The sequence below is a fragment of the Micrococcus sp. 63XJN7_8_ISO-PGPR-S23-253 genome, from assembly GCF_056173425.1.
Map to the genome: position 1 here is coordinate 57,612 of NZ_CM149673.1, position 17,965 is coordinate 75,576.

16 protein-coding genes are annotated in these 17,965 nt (G+C 76.1%); 11 read left to right on the forward strand and 5 right to left on the reverse strand.

The genetic code is table 11. The annotated features are described in order from the left end of the window. Positions 1–140 precede the first annotated feature (140 nt). From AC0VX4_RS00265 to AC0VX4_RS00275, 3 genes are all read left to right on the forward strand, one after another. Positions 141–1,259, forward strand: coding sequence for an acyl-CoA dehydrogenase family protein (locus tag AC0VX4_RS00265; protein WP_144824986.1), 1,119 nt, complete (start codon positions 141–143; stop codon positions 1,257–1,259). Next, complete coding sequence (locus AC0VX4_RS00270; RefSeq protein WP_475464439.1) at positions 1,256–3,379, forward strand: PIG-L family deacetylase; 2,124 nt, start codon at positions 1,256–1,258, stop codon at positions 3,377–3,379. Before AC0VX4_RS00265 ends, AC0VX4_RS00270 begins: the two co-directional genes overlap by 4 nt. A 97-nt stretch (positions 3,380–3,476) precedes the next feature. Further along, positions 3,477–4,046 (forward strand): DUF4190 domain-containing protein, encoded by a 570-nt coding sequence (locus tag AC0VX4_RS00275; protein ID WP_010079686.1) that lies wholly within the window; start codon positions 3,477–3,479, stop codon positions 4,044–4,046. A 9-nt stretch (positions 4,047–4,055) separates the two neighbouring features. Here the strand turns inward: AC0VX4_RS00275 and AC0VX4_RS00280 are convergent, their stop codons facing one another. Then, positions 4,056–5,564 carry an amidase gene (locus AC0VX4_RS00280; RefSeq protein ID WP_475464440.1) on the reverse strand — a complete coding sequence of 503 codons (1,509 nt, stop codon included), beginning with the start codon at positions 5,562–5,564 and terminating at the stop codon, positions 4,056–4,058. A gap of 83 nt (positions 5,565–5,647) precedes the next feature. Here AC0VX4_RS00280 and AC0VX4_RS00285 point away from each other — a divergent pair, with 83 nt between their 5' ends. Both AC0VX4_RS00285 and pheA read left to right on the forward strand, forming a co-directional pair. Continuing rightward, positions 5,648–5,974 (forward strand): rhodanese-like domain-containing protein, encoded by a 327-nt coding sequence (locus tag AC0VX4_RS00285; RefSeq protein WP_002858251.1) that lies wholly within the window; start codon positions 5,648–5,650, stop codon positions 5,972–5,974. After that, on the forward strand, positions 5,971–6,921 hold the full coding sequence (pheA, locus tag AC0VX4_RS00290; RefSeq protein WP_010079683.1) for a prephenate dehydratase: 951 nt from the start codon (positions 5,971–5,973) through the stop codon (positions 6,919–6,921). Before AC0VX4_RS00285 ends, pheA begins: the two co-directional genes overlap by 4 nt. A 286-nt stretch (positions 6,922–7,207) precedes the next feature. Here pheA and AC0VX4_RS00295 read toward each other — a convergent pair whose 3' ends face one another. Next, positions 7,208–8,386 (reverse strand): diacylglycerol/lipid kinase family protein, encoded by a 1,179-nt coding sequence (locus AC0VX4_RS00295; protein ID WP_475464441.1) that lies wholly within the window; start codon positions 8,384–8,386, stop codon positions 7,208–7,210. A gap of 43 nt (positions 8,387–8,429) precedes the next feature. Here AC0VX4_RS00295 and serS point away from each other — a divergent pair, with 43 nt between their 5' ends. Together serS and AC0VX4_RS00305 are read left to right on the forward strand one after the other, a co-directional pair. Beyond that, positions 8,430–9,713, forward strand: coding sequence for a serine--tRNA ligase (gene serS / locus AC0VX4_RS00300; protein ID WP_475464442.1), 1,284 nt, complete (start codon positions 8,430–8,432; stop codon positions 9,711–9,713). 115 nt (positions 9,714–9,828) lie between these two features. After that, positions 9,829–10,638 carry an HAD family hydrolase gene (locus AC0VX4_RS00305; RefSeq protein ID WP_002858256.1) on the forward strand — a complete coding sequence of 270 codons (810 nt, stop codon included), beginning with the start codon at positions 9,829–9,831 and terminating at the stop codon, positions 10,636–10,638. Positions 10,639–10,665: 27 nt separating this feature from the next. On the opposite strand, the gene AC0VX4_RS00310 is transcribed toward AC0VX4_RS00305, so the two are convergent. Together AC0VX4_RS00310 and AC0VX4_RS00315 are read right to left on the reverse strand one after the other, a co-directional pair. Next, entirely contained in the window at positions 10,666–11,295 is a 630-nt protein-coding gene (locus AC0VX4_RS00310) for a hypothetical protein (RefSeq protein WP_206396697.1), read from the reverse strand. An 89-nt stretch (positions 11,296–11,384) separates the two neighbouring features. After that, positions 11,385–11,972 (reverse strand): inorganic diphosphatase, encoded by a 588-nt coding sequence (locus AC0VX4_RS00315; protein WP_222958778.1) that lies wholly within the window; start codon positions 11,970–11,972, stop codon positions 11,385–11,387. A gap of 220 nt (positions 11,973–12,192) precedes the next feature. Here AC0VX4_RS00315 and dacB point away from each other — a divergent pair, with 220 nt between their 5' ends. From dacB to hpt, 4 genes are read left to right on the forward strand one after another with little or no spacing between them, the layout of a single operon-like run. Beyond that, positions 12,193–13,503: a D-alanyl-D-alanine carboxypeptidase/D-alanyl-D-alanine endopeptidase gene (gene dacB / locus AC0VX4_RS00320; protein ID WP_475464443.1), complete on the forward strand. Its 1,311-nt coding sequence runs from the start codon at positions 12,193–12,195 to the stop codon at positions 13,501–13,503. A gap of 33 nt (positions 13,504–13,536) precedes the next feature. Then, positions 13,537–14,769 (forward strand): zinc-dependent metalloprotease, encoded by a 1,233-nt coding sequence (locus AC0VX4_RS00325; protein ID WP_098093876.1) that lies wholly within the window; start codon positions 13,537–13,539, stop codon positions 14,767–14,769. Next, positions 14,756–15,931: a tRNA lysidine(34) synthetase TilS gene (gene tilS / locus AC0VX4_RS00330; RefSeq protein ID WP_475464444.1), complete on the forward strand. Its 1,176-nt coding sequence runs from the start codon at positions 14,756–14,758 to the stop codon at positions 15,929–15,931. The genes AC0VX4_RS00325 and tilS overlap by 14 nt, the downstream gene beginning before the upstream one ends. A gap of 49 nt (positions 15,932–15,980) precedes the next feature. Next, positions 15,981–16,532: a hypoxanthine phosphoribosyltransferase gene (hpt, locus tag AC0VX4_RS00335; RefSeq protein ID WP_044659872.1), complete on the forward strand. Its 552-nt coding sequence runs from the start codon at positions 15,981–15,983 to the stop codon at positions 16,530–16,532. A gap of 35 nt (positions 16,533–16,567) precedes the next feature. Here hpt and AC0VX4_RS00340 read toward each other — a convergent pair whose 3' ends face one another. Continuing rightward, positions 16,568–17,461 carry a hypothetical protein gene (locus AC0VX4_RS00340; RefSeq protein WP_400268912.1) on the reverse strand — a complete coding sequence of 298 codons (894 nt, stop codon included), beginning with the start codon at positions 17,459–17,461 and terminating at the stop codon, positions 16,568–16,570. Positions 17,462–17,965 lie beyond the last annotated feature (504 nt).

Sequence of the window (17,965 nt, forward strand, 5' to 3'; positions counted from 1 at the left end):
CTCTGGAACATGTCAAGAAAGGGCGGGCCGCTTCGCCCCCGGCGCACCGGCCATTCCCCGCCGTGCCCGTGCTGACTACGGTGAATCCTCGACCCCGGGGCGCACCGGCCCGGGCGCCGTCGACGAGGAGGTCCCCACCCATGGCCCAACCCGAGCCCGTCCGCCTCGTCCCGGGTGGAGCCGTGGACCGCCCGGCCGAGCAGGCCCTCCTCACGGCCGCCGAGGCCTGCGACGGCGACGTCGACGCGATGGTCGAGCTGCTCCGTGCGGCTTCCGGTGCCCCGTCCGGCGAGGACGCCGCACCGCTCGACCTGCCGCTGACCGGCGCGGGGCGCACCCGCGAGCAGTGGGAGCTGCTCGCCTCCGTCGCCGCGCAGGACCTCTCGGCCGCCCGGGTGCTCGAGCCCCATCTGGACGCGCTCTCGATCCTGTCCCAGGCCGGCGTCCCCGCCCCGGCCGGGCTGCTCGGCGTCTACGCCTCCGAGTCCGGCGGCCGCACCCCGGCCCTGCGCCCCGCCTCGGACGGCCCCGACACCGCCTGGCTGCTCGACGGCGAGAAGCCCTGGTGCTCGCTCGCGGACCGGTGCGCGGCCGCCGTCGTGACCGGCCGGGAGGCGGACGGCACCCGCCGTGCCGTGCTCGTGGACCTGTCCCACCCCGGCGTCGCCGAGACCGACTCGGCCTGGCCCGCGCTCGGCCTCGCCCCGATCCGCACGGTGGGCCTGGCCTTCGACGCCGTCCCCGGCAGCGCCGTCGGCGGCGCCGAGTGGTACCTGCGCCGGCCCGGCTTCGCGTGGGGCGGCATCGGCGTGGCGGCGGTGTGGTTCGGCGGCGCCGTCGGCATCGCCCGCACCCTGCGGAACGCCACCGCGGCCCGCGCGGCCGCCCAGGCCGAGGGCCGCGGACCGGGCCCCGACCAGATCGGCCAGGCCGCGCTGGGCCGCGTCGACCGGCTGCTCCACGCGATGGCCGCCCTGCTCGCCCGTGCCGCCGACGACGTGGACGCCGGCCGCCTGGACCACGGCCGCGGCATGGTCGAGGCCGACCGGATCCGCGGCACCGTGGCGCAGCTGTGCACCGAGGTGATGGACGTCGTCGGGCAGGCCACCGGCCCCGGCCCGCTCACCGGCAGCGCCGCGCACGCCCGCGCCGTCGCCGACCTGCAGGTCTACCTGCGCCAGCACCACGGACACCGCGACGACGCCCGGCTGGGCGCCGCACTCCTGACCGGCGAGACCGACGGCGGCTGGACGTGGTGAGCTTCTCCCACACCGACGACGGCACGTCCGAGGCCGCCTGGGCCGAGGGCGGCGTCGGCGATCTGCCGGAGCTGCGCCTGCCCGTCTGGGACGCGGAGACGCTGCTGCTCGTGGCCGTGGCCCACCCGGACGACGAGACCCTCGCCGCCACCGGCCTGATCCGCTCCGCCCTGCGCGGCGGGGCACGCGTGCACGTGCTGGTCGCCACCGCCGGCGAGGCTTCCCACCCGCATTCGCCCACGCACACGCCCGCGGACCTGGTCCGGCTGCGCCGGGACGAGATGGAGCACGCCCTCGACGCCCTCGCCGCCGGCCTGCCCGCCTCCGCGGGCCCCGGCACCCCGGCGCGGGACCGGCTGACGTGGGCGTCCCTGGCCCTGCCCGACTCCGGCGTGGCCGAGCACGAGGACGCCGTGCGCGACGCCGTCGCCGCGGCCCTCGACGCCCACCCCGGTCCCGCCGTGCTCGCCTCCCACGACCCGGGCGACGGCCACGCGGACCACGAGGCCGTGGGCCGGGCCGTCGGCGCGGTCGCGGGCGAGTGCGACCTGCCGCTCTACGCCTTCCCCATCTGGTTCTGGCACTGGGCCGACCCGGCCGACCTGCCCGCCCGCCGCTACCGACGGCTGCCGCTCACCGAGGACGACCGTGCCGCCCGCCGCGCCGCCCTCGACGCGCACGCCTCCCAGGTCCGGCCCCTCTCCGCCGCGCCCGGCGACGAGGCGATCCTCGGCCCCGCCGTGCTCGCCCACCACGAGCGCCCGTTCGAGGCCCACCGCGTCTCCGGCCCCGACGACGCCGACGCCCACCGGGCCGCCGCCGTCTTCGACCGGCTCTACCGGGCCCAGGAGGACCCGTGGCGCTACCTCAGCTCGCCGTACGAGGCCCGCAAGCGGGCGCTCACCCTCGCCGCCCTGCCCCGGCCCCGCTACGGGACCGTGGTGGAGGCGGGCGCGTCCATCGGCGTGCTCACCGCGGACGTGGCCGCGCGCGCGGACCGCGTGGTCGGCCTCGAAGCCTCCGACATCGCTGTGGATCGCGCCGCCGCCCGGCTGGCCGACGCGCCGCACGCCGAGGTGCGCCGTGCCGTGCTGCCCGCGGACTGGCCGGCCGACGTCGCCGGCGCGGACCTCGTGATCGCCTCCGAGATCGGCTACTTCCTGCAGCCCGAGGAGCTCGACGCGCTGATCGACGACGCCGACGCCGCGCTCGCCCCCGGCGGCGAGCTGCTGCTGTGCCACTGGCGCCACCCCATCGAGGGCTGGCCACTGGACGGGGATGCCGTGCACGCGCGTGTCGCCGCCGACCCGCGCTGGCGGCTGCGCACCGAGCTCGTAGAGGACGACTTCCGGCTCAGCCTCCATGTGCGGGCCGCCGCCGCGACCCACGCCGTCGTCGTGGTGCCCGCCAAGGACGAACAGGAGCGGCTGCCGGCCGCGCTCGCGGCCCTCACCGCCGCCCTGGACCGTTGGGAGGAGCACCACGCGCAGGGCACGGCCGCGGTCGTGGTCGCCGCAGACCGCTGCGACGACGCCACGGTGGCCGCCGCCCTCGAGGCCCGCGCCGCCGACCCGCGCATCCACGTCCTCGAACTGGGGGAGCCGACCGCCGGGCAGGCCGGCGTCGGGCGGGCCCGCGTCGAGGGCGCCCGCCGGGCCCGCGCGCTGTTCCCCGACGTGCCCGCCGAACGCCTCTGGCTCGCCTCCACCGACGCGGACAGCCGCGTCCCCGCCGACTGGCTGCTGGCGCAGACCGTGGCCGCCGGCCGCGACGAGGTGCTCGTGCTGGGCACGGTGGACGTGCGCCAGGGGCCGCTGCGGCAGGCCTGGCTCCGCGGCTACCGGCACGAGGAGGGGCACCCGCACGTGCACGGGGCGAACCTGGGACTGCCGTGGTCGCTGTACGAGGCCGTGGGCGGGTTCCCGCCGGTGGCCGAGCACGAGGACGTCGGCCTGGCCGAGGCCGTGCGGGCCCTGGCGGGGGAGCGCGACGGTGGTGAGGGCCGCCGGGTGCGCGTGATCGCCACCGACACCACCCGCGTGCTCACCTCGTCCCGCCTGGAGGGGCGGACCCCCGGCGGGTTCTCCGGGTACCTCAAGGCGGTGGGCCGGCCCGGGTGAGGCCGGCCGGGGAGCAGGGGTGCGGGGCCGGGCCGGGTCCGGGGGCACCGCCTAGACTCGGCACCGGACCGCGACGCCCCGAACCGGAAGGACCGTCATGACCGACCCCCACGCCTCCCACGACCCGCGCCGTGAGGCCGCCCGGCCGAGCTGGTACGGGTCCGAGGCCGGTGCGGGCTCCTCCGGCACCGGCTCCTCCGCCGCCGGCTGGCCCGACGCCCCGGCCGGCGACGCCGACCGCGCCGCCTGGGACCGGGCCCCCTCGTACGCCGAGCAGGAGGGGCAGACCCGCCCCGCCTACGGGCAGCCGTACGGCTACGGCCAGGACGCGAACACCGTCCCCGCCTACGGCTACGGGCAGGGCACGCCCGGCCACGGCTTCGGAGCCCCGCTGCAGCCCGGCCAGACCGACGGCGTCGGCCGCTCGGTGGCGTCCATGATCCTCGGCATCATCTCCGTGGTGGGCGGGTTCACGTTCCTCCTCCCGCCGATCGTGGGCGTGGTCCTCGGCCACATCGGCCTCAAGCGCGAGCCCCACGGCCGCGGCATGGCGATCGCCGGCCTCGTGATGAACTACGTGTCCCTCGCCCTGCTGCTGCTCGCCGTCGTGTTCCTCGTGATCCTGGTGATCGCCGGGATCTCCCTGGGCGACTACACCTCGACCTGACCGGCCGGCTCAGCCGGCCAGCAGCAGCTCGAGGTGCGCGGCCAGGGCGAGCAGGGGCGCGGACGTGCCGGGCCGGCCGATGAGCTGGACGGACCAGTTCAGGCCCCGCTCGTCCCGGAGCACGGGCACCGCGACCGCGGGCAGGCCGAGCACGTTGACCATCGAGGTGTAGGGCGTGAACGCGCACTGCGCCTCGTAGTTGGCCTCGGGCTCCATCGCCAGGAAGTGGCCGACCGGCGGGGGCGCGGTGGCCAGCACCGGGGTCATCACCACGTCGACGGCGGCGAACTGCGCCCGCACCCCGCGCGCCCACTCCTCGAGCCGGTGGGCGGCGTCGTCGAGCTCGGCGCGCCCTGCGGCCCGGGCCGTGCGCAGGAAGTGCGCGGCCACCGCGCCCACGTGCGCCTCGGCGTCCTCCGGCAGCGGCGCCCGGAGCAGCCCGGCGGTCCACACCGTGCGGAAGTCCCGGTGGTAGTCCTCGCCGTAGTAGGGGGAGAGGTCCTCGACCGCGTGGCCGCCCGCGTCCAGGGCGGCGGCGGCCTTCGTCAGGGCGGTGAGGGCGGGCCGGGCCAGGGAGATCTCCAGGTCGGGGGCGAACGGCGAGGCCGTGGTGACGCCGATCCGGCGGGCGTCGACGGCGTCCCCGGCCCGGGCGGTCTCCACGGTGCGGCGCAGGTCCGGCAGCACCCGGCCGGGCAGGCCCTCGGGGGTGAGCATCACGTCGTAGAGCAGGGCGGCGTCCTCGACCGTGTGGGCCAGCGGACCCGACACCGTGAGGTTGCGGACCGTGTCCGCGTGCTCGTCCATCGGCAGCTCCCCGCGACCGGGCTTGAGGCCCACGAGCCCGCACGCCGCGGCGGGGATGCGGATGGACCCGCCCCCGTCCGAGCCCGGGGCGAACGGCAGGATCCCCGCGGCGACGGCGACCGCGGCCCCACCCGAGGAGCCTCCCGCGGTGCGGGTGGGGTCCAGGGGGTTGCGGGCCGGCGCCGTGACGAGGTTCTCCGAGTAGGAGTCCAGGCCGAACTCGGGCACGGTCGTCTTGCCGAGGGTGACCGTGCCGGCCGCGCGCAGGCGGAGCGCGAGCGGGTCGTCCTGCGCGGCCGGCGGCGCGTCGGCCAGCAGGGCGGAGCCGAACCGCGTGGGCATCCCGCGCACGTCGATCAGGTCCTTGTACGCCAGCGGAAGGCCGTGCAGGGAGGCGGGGGCGCCGTCGTCGTCCGGGGCGGGGGAGGTGCGCGGACCGGGCACGGCCCGGGGCGCGACGCGCGGGTGGGCCGCGTCCAGCTCGGCCGCACGGGTCCGGGCCCCCTCGGCGTCGAGGAGGGCGAACGCGCCGAGGTCCGCGTGGGCCTGGGCCGCGGCGAGGGCCGCCTCCGTGACCTCCCGGGCGCTCAGCTCCCCGGCGGCGAGATCCTCCCGCAGGCGCACGGCCGAGCGGTCCAGGAGCCGGGCCGGGCCGGGGGCCGAGGGGGTGCGGTCGTCGTCGGCGGCGGGTGCGGCGTCGGAGGTCTGCATGCGGCCGAGCCTAACGGGCGTGGGCCGGGTCATGGACGGCGGGGCCTTCCTGGGACGTCCGGGCGGGTGGCTACGCTGAAGCCATGAGCGCCTTCGAGACCGTCGATGTGAACGAGATCCCCGCCGATGCAACCATCCTGGACGTCCGCGAGGACGACGAATGGGCCCTGGGCCGCGCCGCCGGCGCCCAGCACATCCCGCTGGGCCAGCTGCCGGACCGGCTCGAGGAGCTGGACCCGGACACGGACTACTACCTGATCTGCCGCACCGGCGGCCGCTCCGCCCGCGCCGCCGAGTTCATGACCGGCCGCGGCTACTCGGCCATCAACGTGGCCGGCGGCTCCGGCGCGTGGCTCGAGGCCGGCAAGCCGATGGAGGCCGACGGCGACGCCGAGCCCACCGTCAAGTGACGGGGACGGGCTCCGCTGACGCGACACCGTCGCGCCTGCGCTACGCCTTCCTCGGCCCGGCCGGCACCTTCACCGAGGCCGCCCTGCGCAAGGTGGCGGACCCGGCCGAGGCCGAGTTCGTGTCTGCGGGGTCCGTGCTGAGCGCCGTGGCGGCGCTGCGCAGGGGGGAGGTGGACCGCGCCGTCGTCCCCATCGAGAACTCGGTGGAGGGCGGCGTCTCCGCCACCGTGGACGAGATCGCCCTCGGGGAGACGCTGCAGATCCTCGCGGAGGTGCACGTGCCCATCAGCTTCGTGCTCGTGGGCCGGCCCGGCGTCGCGATCGAGGACGTGCGGCGCGTGACCACGCACCCCCACGCCTGGGCGCAGGTGCGCGGCTGGGCCGAGACGGCGCTGCCGGGGGTGGATTTCACGCCCGCCCCGTCGACGGCGGCCGGGGCCGGCCTCGTGGCCCAGGGCGACTTCGACGCCGCCGTGTGCGCCCCGCTCGTGGCCGAGCAGACCGGACTGCCGGTGCTCGCCGAGCGGATCGAGGACGTGCCGGGCGCCGTGACGCGCTTCGTGCTGCTCTCCCGGCCGACGGCCCTGCCCGCGCCCACGGGAGCGGACAAGACCACGCTGGTGGTGCCGCTGCCGGAGGACCGGCCCGGCGCCCTCGGACAGATCCTGGCCGAGTTCACCACGCGCGGGGTGAACCTCTCCCGCATCGAGTCCCGGCCGACCGGCGAGGGGATCGGGCGGTACTTCTTCTCCCTCGACCTCGAGGGGCACCTGGCGGAGGCCCGCGTGGGTGATGCGCTCGCGGCCCTGTACCGGGAGTACCCCGACCTGCGGTTCCTGGGCTCGTACGCGCAGGCCGAGCCCGTGCCCACGAGGGTGCCGGCCGAGTTCACCGATGCCGCGTATCGCTCCGGCCGCGCCTGGGTGGAGTCCCTCCGCTCCCGCTGAGGCCCGGGGGTCACTTTCGTTCGGGAAACGGCGGCCCCAGGGCCACTTTCGTTCGGGAAACGGCGGGCCCCGAGGGACTTTCGTTGACGAAACGGGAGGCCCTGGGGCCACTTTCGTTGCCGACACGGGACGATCACCACGACGACGACGGGCCGTCGTCGTACTTCCCGCCCGCGCGCCGCCCCGGCGTCCGTTTCGTCAACGAAAGCGGTGGATGAGGCGTCCGTTTCGTCAACGAAAGCGGTGGGGAAGCCGCCGTTTCCCGAACGAAAGCGGGGACGGGGGATCAGATGTGCGGGGCCGGTTCCGGGACGGGGGTGGCGGCGGAGACCCCGTCGGCGCGGACGGAGGCGTCGTCCTCGGCCACGAGCATCACGACGAGCGAGTCCGGCTGCACGCGGGCGTCGAGGGCGGTGATGACCCCGGTGGCGTCGCCGTCGAGCTGAGAGGGCATCGGCTCGGCGAACTCCACCTTCACGCGCTGCGCCTGCTCCGTGTGCATCACGGGGATGGAGCTGCGGGACCGGGTCACGGTCTTCACGGCGATCCGCGCCCAGTCGAGCGCGTGCCGGGGCGAGAGGACCATGACGTCGAGGAGGCCGTCGTCGAGCTTGGCCTGGGGCAGCAGCTCGACGCCGCCCGTGAGCATCCCGCAGTTGGCCACCATCACGGTGCGCACCTTGAACCGGCGGGGCAGACTGCCGTCGAGGGCCACGGTCACCTCGTGCCGCTTGCCGCGCAGGTGCCGCATGCCGGCCTCGCTGTAGGCCAGCCAGCCGGCCAGGCTCTTCAGCTCGTCCTTGGTGTCGCCCATGATGTCCGCGTCATAGCCGGCGCCGCCGATCACGGTGAAGGTCTGCCGGGTGACGCGCCCGTCCTCGTGCGTGAAGCGGACGTCCACGGTGTCGATGCGCCGCTGCCGGCCCCCCACGGCAATCCGCAGGCACTGCTCGACGTCGTTGATCGGCAGGTCCAGGTTGCGGGCCAGCAGGTTCCCGGTGCCCAGCGGCACCACGCCGAGGGCGACGTCGGTGCCGACCAGCTGCTCGGCCACGGTGCGGACCGTGCCGTCGCCGCCCGCGGCGATCACGAGCCGGGCGCCGGCGTCGAGGGCCTGCCGCGCCATCGCGGTGCCGGGGTCGTCCTCCTGGGTCTCGAGCACGAGCACCTCGCCGAGGCCCTCCGCCGCCGCGAGCCGCTCGAGCTCGCGCCGCACCTGGCCCGCGTTCGTCTTGATGGGGTTCAGCACCAGCGCGACCTCGTGGCGGCCCGTGCCGATCCCGGGCACCTTCTCCAGCCGGCGCTGCACGCCGCCCACCCGCGCGTCGAGGGCGTCCACCAGGAGACGCGTCCGCTCGTGCTGCACGCCGAGGCGGACCTGGCGCACCGCCAGCACCACCACGACGACGGTCAGCACGGCCAGGAGCACCAGGGCGGCCAGCGCCATCCACCACTCGGGAGTCATGCCCCGAGTCTAGGCGTCGGCCCCGCCCGCTAGGCTGGCGCACGTGATCGACGTCAAGGACCTCATCGAGCAGCCCGAGAAGTACCGCGCCTCCCAGGAGGCCCGTGGGGAGGACGCGTCCCTCGTGGACCGCGTGGTCGAGGCGGACGCGGCCCGCCGCTCGTCCATCGCGGGCTTCGAGCAGCTGCGCGCGGAGCAGAAGGCCTTCGGCAAGCGCGTCGCCCAGGCGAAGGGCGAGGAGAAGCAGGCCCTGCTGGCCGAGGTGAAGGACCTGGCCGCGCGCGTGAAGGAGGCCGAGTCGGCCGCCGGCGCCGCCGAGGCCCGCCTCGCGGAGCTGCAGCGCGCCTTCCCGAACCTGATCGTCGACGGCGTCCCGGCCGGCGGCGAGGACGACTTCGTGGTCCTCAAGGAGGTCGGCACCCCGCGCGACTTCGCCGCCGAGGGCTTCGAGCCGCGCGACCACCTCGAGCTCGGCGAGCTGCTCGGGGCGATCGACATGGAGCGCGGCGCGAAGGTGTCCGGCGCCCGGTTCAGCTTCCTCAGGGGCGTGGGCGCGCGACTCGAGCTCGCCCTGATGCAGCTGGGCCTGGACCTGGCCCTGGAGAACGGCTTCGTGCCGGTCATCCCGCCCACCCTGGTGCGCCCGGAGACCATGCAGGGCACCGGCTTCGACGTCGAGCACGACGACGAGATCTACCGTCTGGAGCGCGACGACCTGTATCTGGTGGGCACCTCCGAGGTGGCCCTGGCCGGCTACCACGCGGACGAGATCATGGACGTGTCCGCCCCCGTCCGGTACGCGGGCTGGTCCACGTGCTACCGGCGTGAGGCGGGCTCGGCGGGCAAGGACACCCGCGGCATCATCCGCGTGCACCAGTTCAACAAGCTGGAGATGTTCATCTACGCCGCACAGGAGGACGCGGAGGCGGAGCACGAGCGCCTGCTGGCGTGGGAGGAGCGGATGCTGGGTGCCATCGAGGTGCCGTACCGCGTGATCGACATCGCCGCCGGCGACCTCGGCCTCTCCGCCGCCCGCAAGTTCGACTGCGAGGCCTGGGTCCCCACGCAGGGCACCTATCGCGAGCTGACGTCCACCTCGAACTGCACCACGTTCCAGGCCCGCCGTCTCAACATCCGCGAGCGGGTCCGCACGGAGGACGGCTCCAAGGGCGGGACCCGCATGGTGGCCACGCTGAACGGCACCCTGGCCACCACCCGCTGGATCGTGGCGATCCTGGAGAACCACCAGAACGCGGACGGCTCGGTCACCGTGCCCGCCGCGCTGCGCCCCTACCTCGGCGGGATGGAGCGCTTCGAGCTGGTCTGAGCGGACGACGTCGTCCCCCGGCGGCGCCGGCCGCCTCGCCCGCCTGCCCCGCGGCGCCCCCGCCGTTCACCCGCACGTCGCCGTCGTGTCCGGGCCGTGTGGTTGGGTGGGGGCCATGACGAAGAAGCTCGTGTGCCTGGACGTGGACGGAACGATCGTGGACCATGACGGCCATCTGCATGAGCCCGTGCGCGCGGCCGTGCGGGCCGTGCTGGACGCCGGGCACCACGTGGTCATCGCGACGGGCCGCTCCCGCGGGGCCACCCTGCCCGTGGCGCGCTCCCTGGGGATCGGTGCCGGCTACATGGTGTGCTCCAACGGCGGGGTCACGCTGCGCCTGGACCCCGAGCTGGAGGAGGGCTACGAGGTCACGGACCTGCGCACCTTCGACCCGCGCTCGGTCCTGACCCAGCTGCGCCACCGCCTGCCCAGCGCCAAGTACGCGCTCGAGCTGCCGGACGGCACCTTCCGCTCCACCGAGCGGTTCCAGGACATGTCCTTCGGCGTGGCCGCGGAGGGCGTCACGTTCGAGGAGCTCATGGACACCACGGCCGTGCGCCTCGTGGTGTTCTCCACGGACTCCTCCGCCGAGGAGTTCGGCCGCGCGGTGGAGGGCATCGGCCTGTCCGGCGTGACCTACTCCGTGGGCTGGACGGCGTGGCTCGACGTCGCCGCGGCGGGCGTGACCAAGGCGTCCGGGCTCGAGGCGCTGCGCACCGTGCTGAAGGTGGCCCCCGAGGACACCGTGGCCGTGGGCGACGGCCGCAACGACATCGAGATGCTCCGCTGGGCCGGCCGCGGCGTGGCCATGGGCCAGGCCGTGGAGGAGGTCGTGGCCGCCGCGGACGAGGTCACCGGGCACGTGGACGAGCACGGGCTCGCCACGGTGCTGCGCTCGCTCCTCGAGGAGCCGGCCGCGGTCTGAGCGGCGCGACCGGCCCGGGCCGCCGGGTCAGCCCCCCGCCAGCGTGAGCAGGCGCGCGGCGGCGGGGCGGCAGGCGTGCTCCTCGTTCCAGTAGGAGCGCTGCACCGCCTGCGAGACGGCCTGCGCCGTGATCCCGAGCGCGTCGGCCGCCGGCTTCTGCTGGCCGCGCACCCCGGGCACCAGCAGGTCCAGCACGGCCCACTCGGCGTCGGTCCGGGACCACACGAGCTGCCCGACGAGTCGCAGCACGGCCTCGGCCTCGGCGGCCGCCTCCTCGTCCCGGCCGCGCACGGCCAACGGGATCCGCGCGGTGGACACGGCCGCCGCCTCCACGGCCCGCCGCGCCGCCGCGAGACCGGGCCCGCCGGCGTCGTGCAGGTCCCCGGAGGCGGGCGCGCCCGCCGCACCGTCCGCGTGCGTCACCGTCCCGACGCCGACCCCCACGTTCCAGCGGCGCTGCCGCAGGGCGCGCAGCGCCACGTCCACGGCGACGCGTGGGTCCTCGACGGCGCCGATCAGCTCATCGCCCACGGCGCGCTGGAACGGGAGCGCGACGGCGTCGCCCAGCCCCGGCACGTCCTGGAGGGCGCGCAGGAACGTGTCCACGCGGTCGCCGGCGTCGAGGGTGTCCCGCTGGTTGATGGTGAGCACGAACATGGTCGTCGATTCTGCCAGCCCGCAGACGACGCCGGCCGCCCACCCCGAGGGGTGAGCGGCCGGCGTCGCGCGCGTGGGCGGTGCGGGGGTCAGCGGCCCTGGGGCTCGTCCGTCTCCTCGCCCTCCTCGGTGGCCGGCTGCGCCTCCTCGGTGTCCACCTCGCGGCCCTGGGGCTCGTCGGTCGGGGACTCCTCGCCCTCGGCGTCGAAGCGCTGGATGGACGCCTCGAGCTCGGCCTCGGCCGCCGCGCGGCCCTCCCAGCCCTCGGCCTTGACCCACTTGCCCGGCTCCAGGTCCTTGTAGCGGGTGAAGAAGTGCTCGATCTCCTGCTTGAGGGACTCCTCCACGTGCTCGAGCTCGGTGATGTGGTCGTAGCGCTTGTCCGCCGGGACGCACAGCAGCTTGGCGTCGCCGCCGCCGTCGTCGGTCATGTTGAACACGCCGACCGGGCGGGCCTCGACGACGCAGCCCGGCACCAGGTCGAAGCCCGGCAGGTACACGAGGGCGTCCAGCGGGTCGCCGTCCTCGCCGAGGGTGTTCTCGAAGTAGCCGTAGTGCGTGGGGTACTGCATGGAGGTGAAGAGCACGCGGTCCAGGCGCAGGCGGCCGGTCTCGTGGTCGAACTCGTACTTCACGCGGGAGCCCGCGGGGATCTCGATGGTGACGTCGTGCGCCATGACTCTCCTTCGCACAGAGGGTGGGGTGTCCGGGCGGCGCGGCGCCGCCCGGCGGTGCTGCCGTCAGCCTACCGGGGGCGTCCGTCATGATGGACGCATGGGACAGGTGGACACGGGGCGCGCTGGGCGTCGGGATCGACGCACGGAACGCCCCCGGAGCCGCTCGCTCCCCGCCGCCCTTCTGGCCGCGCTCGCGGCCGTCCTGGTCGCCTGCGGGCCCGTGACCGCGCCGCCGGCCCCGTCGAGCGCGCCCGCCTCGTCGACGACCGCCGGGCCGACGTCGTCGTCCCCGTCCACCGGCCCCACCGCGGCCGAGGTGGCGGCCGCCGTCGAGCCGGGGCTGGCAGGGTCCCCGGGCACGGTCTCCGCCGAGTTCCGCGACCTGTCCACCGGCGAGGTGCTGTACGCGCGGGACGCGGACGAGCCCGTGGCCCCCGCGTCCTCGCTCAAGGTGCTCGCCGCCGCGGCCATCGTCTCCGCCCTGGGTCCCGAGGCGACCCTGCAGACCACCGTGGTGGCCCAGCCCACCGCGGACGGCGCGGCCACCGAGCTGGTGCTCGTGGGCGGCGGCGACGTGCTGCTGGGCACGGGCGCCTCGGACTCGACGCACGTCTCCGGCCGCGCGGGCCTGCGCACCCTCGCGGAGCGGACCGTGGCCGGGCTGGTCGAGGACGGCGTCACCGGGCAGGTGGTGGTCGGCACGGACCTGCGGCTCTTCGCGGACCGCACGGCCCTGAACCCGCGCTGGACGTCGGACATCCCGGAGAGCGGCAACATCGCGCCGGTGCGGCCGTTGGCCACCTACGGCGGCCGTGAGGTCCCCGGCACCGGGGAGGACCGCATCGAGGCCCCGGCGCAGTTCGCCGCGCTCACCTTCCAGGCCGCGCTCGACGACGCGGTGGCCGCCGCCGGCGCCGACCTCGAGGTGGGTCTGCGGGACACGATCCCGGCCACCGAGGTGACGCGCGCCACGGTCCTCGCCGCCGCCCCCGTCGCGGTCGTGGAGTCCGCGCCCGTGGGGGAGCAGGTCGCGTACCTGCTGGCCCACTCGGAGAACCAGGTGGTCGAGGCCCTGGCCCACACGGCCGCGCCCGCCGCCGAGCTGCCCGCCACCCACGAGGGCGCCACGCAGCTGCTGACGGCCACCGCCGAGGACCTCGGCGTGGACACCGCCGGGATGGCGCTCGTGGACTCCTCCGGACTCTCCCCGGACAACCGGGTCAGCGCGGGCCAGCTGGCCGACGTCGTGGCCGGGGTGGCCCGCACGCCCGCCCTGGCCACCGTGCTGGAGGGTCTGCCGCGGCCCGGCGAGGACTCCACCCTGGGCGACCGTTTCCCGGACGCCCCCGCGCGGCAGGCCGTGGCCGCGAAGACCGGGACGCTCGACCAGACGGTCTCCCTCACCGGCACCGTCACCACGACGTCCGGGCGGGTCCTCGCGTTCAGCATCATCTGCTCGGATCTGCAGTGGAAGCTGGAGCCCGCGCGCGCGGCGGTCGACGAGGCCGTCAGCGCCGTCGCCGGGCTCTGATCCGAGGTCCGGGGCCTGTGATCTGATGGAGCCATGAGCGACGACCACGCGACCGACCGCCCCCGCGCCGCCGCGGACGCCGAGCCGGGCGCCCCCGCCGAGCCGGGCCCCGCCGTCGCCCACCCGGTGGACTGGGCCTTCGCGGCACGGACCGCACGGTCCCTCGCCGCCGCCGGCCCCCGGTTCACGCCGCGGGAGGCGACGCGCGAGGCGGAGGGCCTGCGCGCCGCCGCGGAGGCCGCCGTGCCGCACGTCCACCGCCTGACCGGGCTCGAGGCGGCACGGGACCTGCGCGACTCGCAGGTGCTCGTGGTGGACCGCCCCACCTGGTCGCGCGCCGCCACCCAGTCCTTCGCCACCCTGCTGGACCCCACGTTCGCGCATCTGCGGGACACCCGGCCCCGCGAGCACGCCGCCGCCACCACCCGCGTCACCCGGCACGCCACCGCCCTGGAGATGGGCGGGATCCTCGCCTGGATGTCCGGGAGGATCCTCGGCCAGTACGACCCGTTCATCGCGCTGCCCGGCCCCGGGGGGACGGCGGGCGGCCCCGCCGGCGGACGCCTGCTGCTCGTGGCCCCGAACGTGGCGCAGGTCCGCGCGGAGATCAACGTGGACCCGGCGGACTTCCGCCTCTGGGTGTGCCTGCATGAGCAGACCCACCGCGTGCAGTTCGCGGCCGCGCCCTGGCTGCGCGAGCACCTGCGGGCCGAGATCACGGCGCTCACCGTCGGCCTGTTCGACAAGGCCGAGTCCCTGCCCGAGCGCCTGCGCACGGCGCTCGCGGCGGCGAACCCGCTGGGTCGGGAGGCCGACGCCGGCCGGACTGGGGCGCGGGACGGACACGACGCGCAGGACGCGGCCCCGGCCCGCCCCACGCCGGGCCTGCTCGGTGCGATCCAGGACGAGGAGGACCGGGAGCGCCTGTCCCGGCTGACGGCCGTGATGTCCCTGCTCGAGGGGCACGCGAACGTGGTGATGGACGGCGTCGACTCCTCCGTCGTGTCCTCCGTCAAGACCATCCGCCGCCGCTTCGACGAGCGCGGCGACCGCCGCTCGCCCCTGGACCGCATGCTCCGCCGCCTGCTGGGCATGGACGCCAAGATGGCCCAGTATCGCGACGGTCAGAGGTTCGTGGCCGCCGCCGTGGCCGAGCTCGGCATGGCCGGGTTCAACGTGGTCTGGGACGCCCCCGAGCTGCTGCCGAGCGAGGCCGAGCTCCACGCCCCCGAGACGTGGGTGGCGCGCATCCGTGCCCAGGCCTGAGGCGCGGGACCCGGGGCCGACGCCGGCGGGCGGGGCCGGCGGCCTGCCCGCGGTCGGCGCGTGGCCGCCGCGCACCCGCTGGCCCGAGCCCCTGCACCGGGCCGTCGCGGCGGTGCGGGAGGCCCTGGCGGGCGACGGGCCCCGTCGCGCGGATGTCGTGCCGGGCCGGGCGGGGAGTCGCCCCCGCGGCCTCGTCGCCCTCTCCGGTGGCGCCGACTCCCTAGCGCTCGCCGTGGCCTGCGCCGTCCTGGTGGGCACCCGGGAGGGTGCGCGGCTCGGCCCGATCGGCGCGGCCGTGGTGGACCACGGGCTGCAGTCGGGCAGCGACGCGGTGGCGGCGGCCGCCGCCGACGTCGCCCGCATCCTCGGTCTGGCCCCGGTCACCGTCACGCGGGTCGAGGTGGCCCGCACCGGCGACGGCCCCGAGGCCGACGCCCGGCGTGCCCGCCGGGAGGCCCTCGCCGCCGCCCGAGACGCGAGGCCAGGGGGCGCCGTCGTCCTCACCGCCCACACCGCCGACGACCAGGCGGAGCAGGTCCTCCTCGGGCTCGCACGCGGGTCCGGCACGCGGTCCCTCGCGGGGATCCCGGCGCGCGGGACGCTGCCGGGCGGGGCCGCCGTCGTCCGCCCGCTGCTGGGCCTGGGCCGCGCGGACACCGAGGCGATCTGCCGCTGGGCCGGGCTGACCTGGTTCGAGGACCCGCACAACCGCGATCCCGCGCTGCTGCGCTCGCGGGTCCGCACCCGCGTGCTGCCCGCGCTCGAGGACCCCGACGCCGGCCTCGGCCCCGGCGTGCGGGCCGGGCTGGTGCGCACCGCGGCCATCGCGGCCGAGGACGCCGCGGCCCTCGACGCATGGGCCGGCGACGAGGTCACCCGGCTGCGCGTCGACCCGCCCGCCGGGGACCCGCGCGTCGTCTCCCTGGACCTGGAGTCCCTGGCCGCGCTGCCCGCCGCCGTGCGCCACCGCGTGATCGCGCGCGCCGCCCGCGCCGCGGGAGGGCAGGCCCCGCCCCGCGAACGGATCCTCGCGGTGGACGCCCTCGTGACGGGCGCCCGCGCGGGGGGCACGTCGGCCGGCCCGGTGGAGCTGCCCGGCGGGGTGGCCGCGCATCGGGCGTGTGCCAGACTGGACCTCATCCCCTGCCTTCCCGGTCCCTGACTGCGGCCCGGCCCGGCATTCCCGCACGAGCACTCACCAGGAGCGGCGCATGGACGCACAGGATGTCCAGAACGACCTCAGCCACGTCCTCATGTCCCGCGAGGACGTGCAGGGCACGATCACGGACCTGGCCCGCCAAATCGACCGCGACTACGCGGACAAGGACCTGCTCATCGTCGCCGTGCTCAAGGGCGCGGTGATGGTGGTCGCCGACCTCACCCGCGCCCTGCACTCCCACGTGGAGCTGGACTTCATGGCGGTCTCCTCCTACGGCTCCGGCACCAAGTCCTCCGGTGTGGTGCGCATCCTCAAGGACCTCGACGCGGACCTCACGGGCCGGCACGTCCTGATCGTCGAGGACATCATCGACTCCGGTCTGACCCTGTCCTGGCTCAAGGCCAACCTGGAGTCCCGCGGCCCGGCCTCGGTCGAGATCTGCACCCTGCTGCGCAAGCCGGAGGCCATGAAGGTGGACATCGACGTGAAGTACGTCGGGCGGGACATCCCCAACGAGTTCGTGGTGGGCTACGGCCTGGACTACGCGGAGAAGTACCGCAACCTGGACTTTGTGGGCACGCTCGCCCCGCACGTGTACAGCTGACCGGGGGCCCGGCGTGGCCCGGCGTGGCCGACCTGTCACGTGAGAGGTCGCTCTGAGGTGCCATTCACGCCCCATTCCGACTCCTTGCGTGACAGGTCGCCGGCGTCCCCGAGGTGACGGCGCACCTCCACGATCACGCGCGTGAATCCGCGGCGAGCGTCGGAGGAGGACACGGTGATGTTCCGGTAGCCCCGTCGCTCGAAGGCGGCGTTGCGCTGCACGTCAAGGTCGATCTGGCGATCCGCGCCGTGGTGGCCGCCGTCGTAGTGCAGGGCCACTCTCGCCTGCCGATAGCCCAGGTCCGCCGTCGCGGGGTGGTGTAGGGAGAACTCCGGGTCCCAGGCCTCGAGCTGCAGTGCGGGCTCGGGGAGCCCGACGGCCGTCAGCGCGAGCCGGAGCCGCGTCTCCTTCGGCGAGTGCGCCCCCACCCGGACCAGTGTGGCGGCGGTGCGGAGCCGTCGTCGTCGGTTGTGCGCGGACGGGCTCGCTTCGGCCGCCTGGGCCAGGGCCGCCCGGGTCCGCTCGGCGGCGTCCGGGCCGCCGGACAGCTGCGCCCGGCGGACGAGATGGTCGCCGAGGATGACGAGCTCGTCGTCGTCGAGCAGGGCCGCGAGGTCGACCCAGAGACGGGGCGGGGCGGTGACGCACCAGGCCAGGCCGCCGATCCGCACGTGCTCCACGTCCGCGGGCGGGAGCGCCGTCCGGTGGGAGGTGACGCCGGGGAGGGCGAGGCGGCCACGGTCTCGCGGGCGGCTCACGTGGACGTCGTCCTTCGCGTCCAGTCGCTCCGGCAGCCAGATCTCCCGGGCGCGGGCCGCGGTCTGGTGCGACACCACCGTGGTGGCGCGGTGCCGGGCGAGTCGCAGCAGCAGCTTGCGTTGGGTGGCCGAGAGCGGGGTGCTCCACCGGTAGGGGGAGGAGCCGGCCACGGGGGCGCTCGACGGCGGCCGGGGCGGCCTCACGCCGGCGGTAGAGGCCCCGGGCGAGGCGTTCGACGTCGGAGCGACGCAGCCGGTTGCGGTCGATGCCGGCGGCCCTCGCCTGCGCGGCGGTGAAGGGGCCGTCAGGCAAGGCCGCGGGAAGCGGGGCGGGGTGACGCATGGTGCCAGCCTGGCGCGGTGGAGCGGGCGGCGTCCTGAGCCGCCGCCGGCCTGGGGAGGGATGCGGGTGCACGGGGGTCTGTGCAGGCGGGGACGCAGGGGCGCGGTCGCAGCGCCAGCGTTCCTGTCACGCGAGCGGTCGCTCTGAGGTGCGATCCACGCGCCATTCCGACCTCTCGCATTCCCGGTGGGCGTCAGGACGGCGCTGGCCGACGTCGCCGCCGGCCGACCGCCCGCGCCCTGTCCACCTGACGCGAACAGTCAGCGGACACCCGGGCCGGGCCGGTACCGTGGGGGCTTGACCCGGGCGCGACGTCGGCCCTGCGCCGGCCC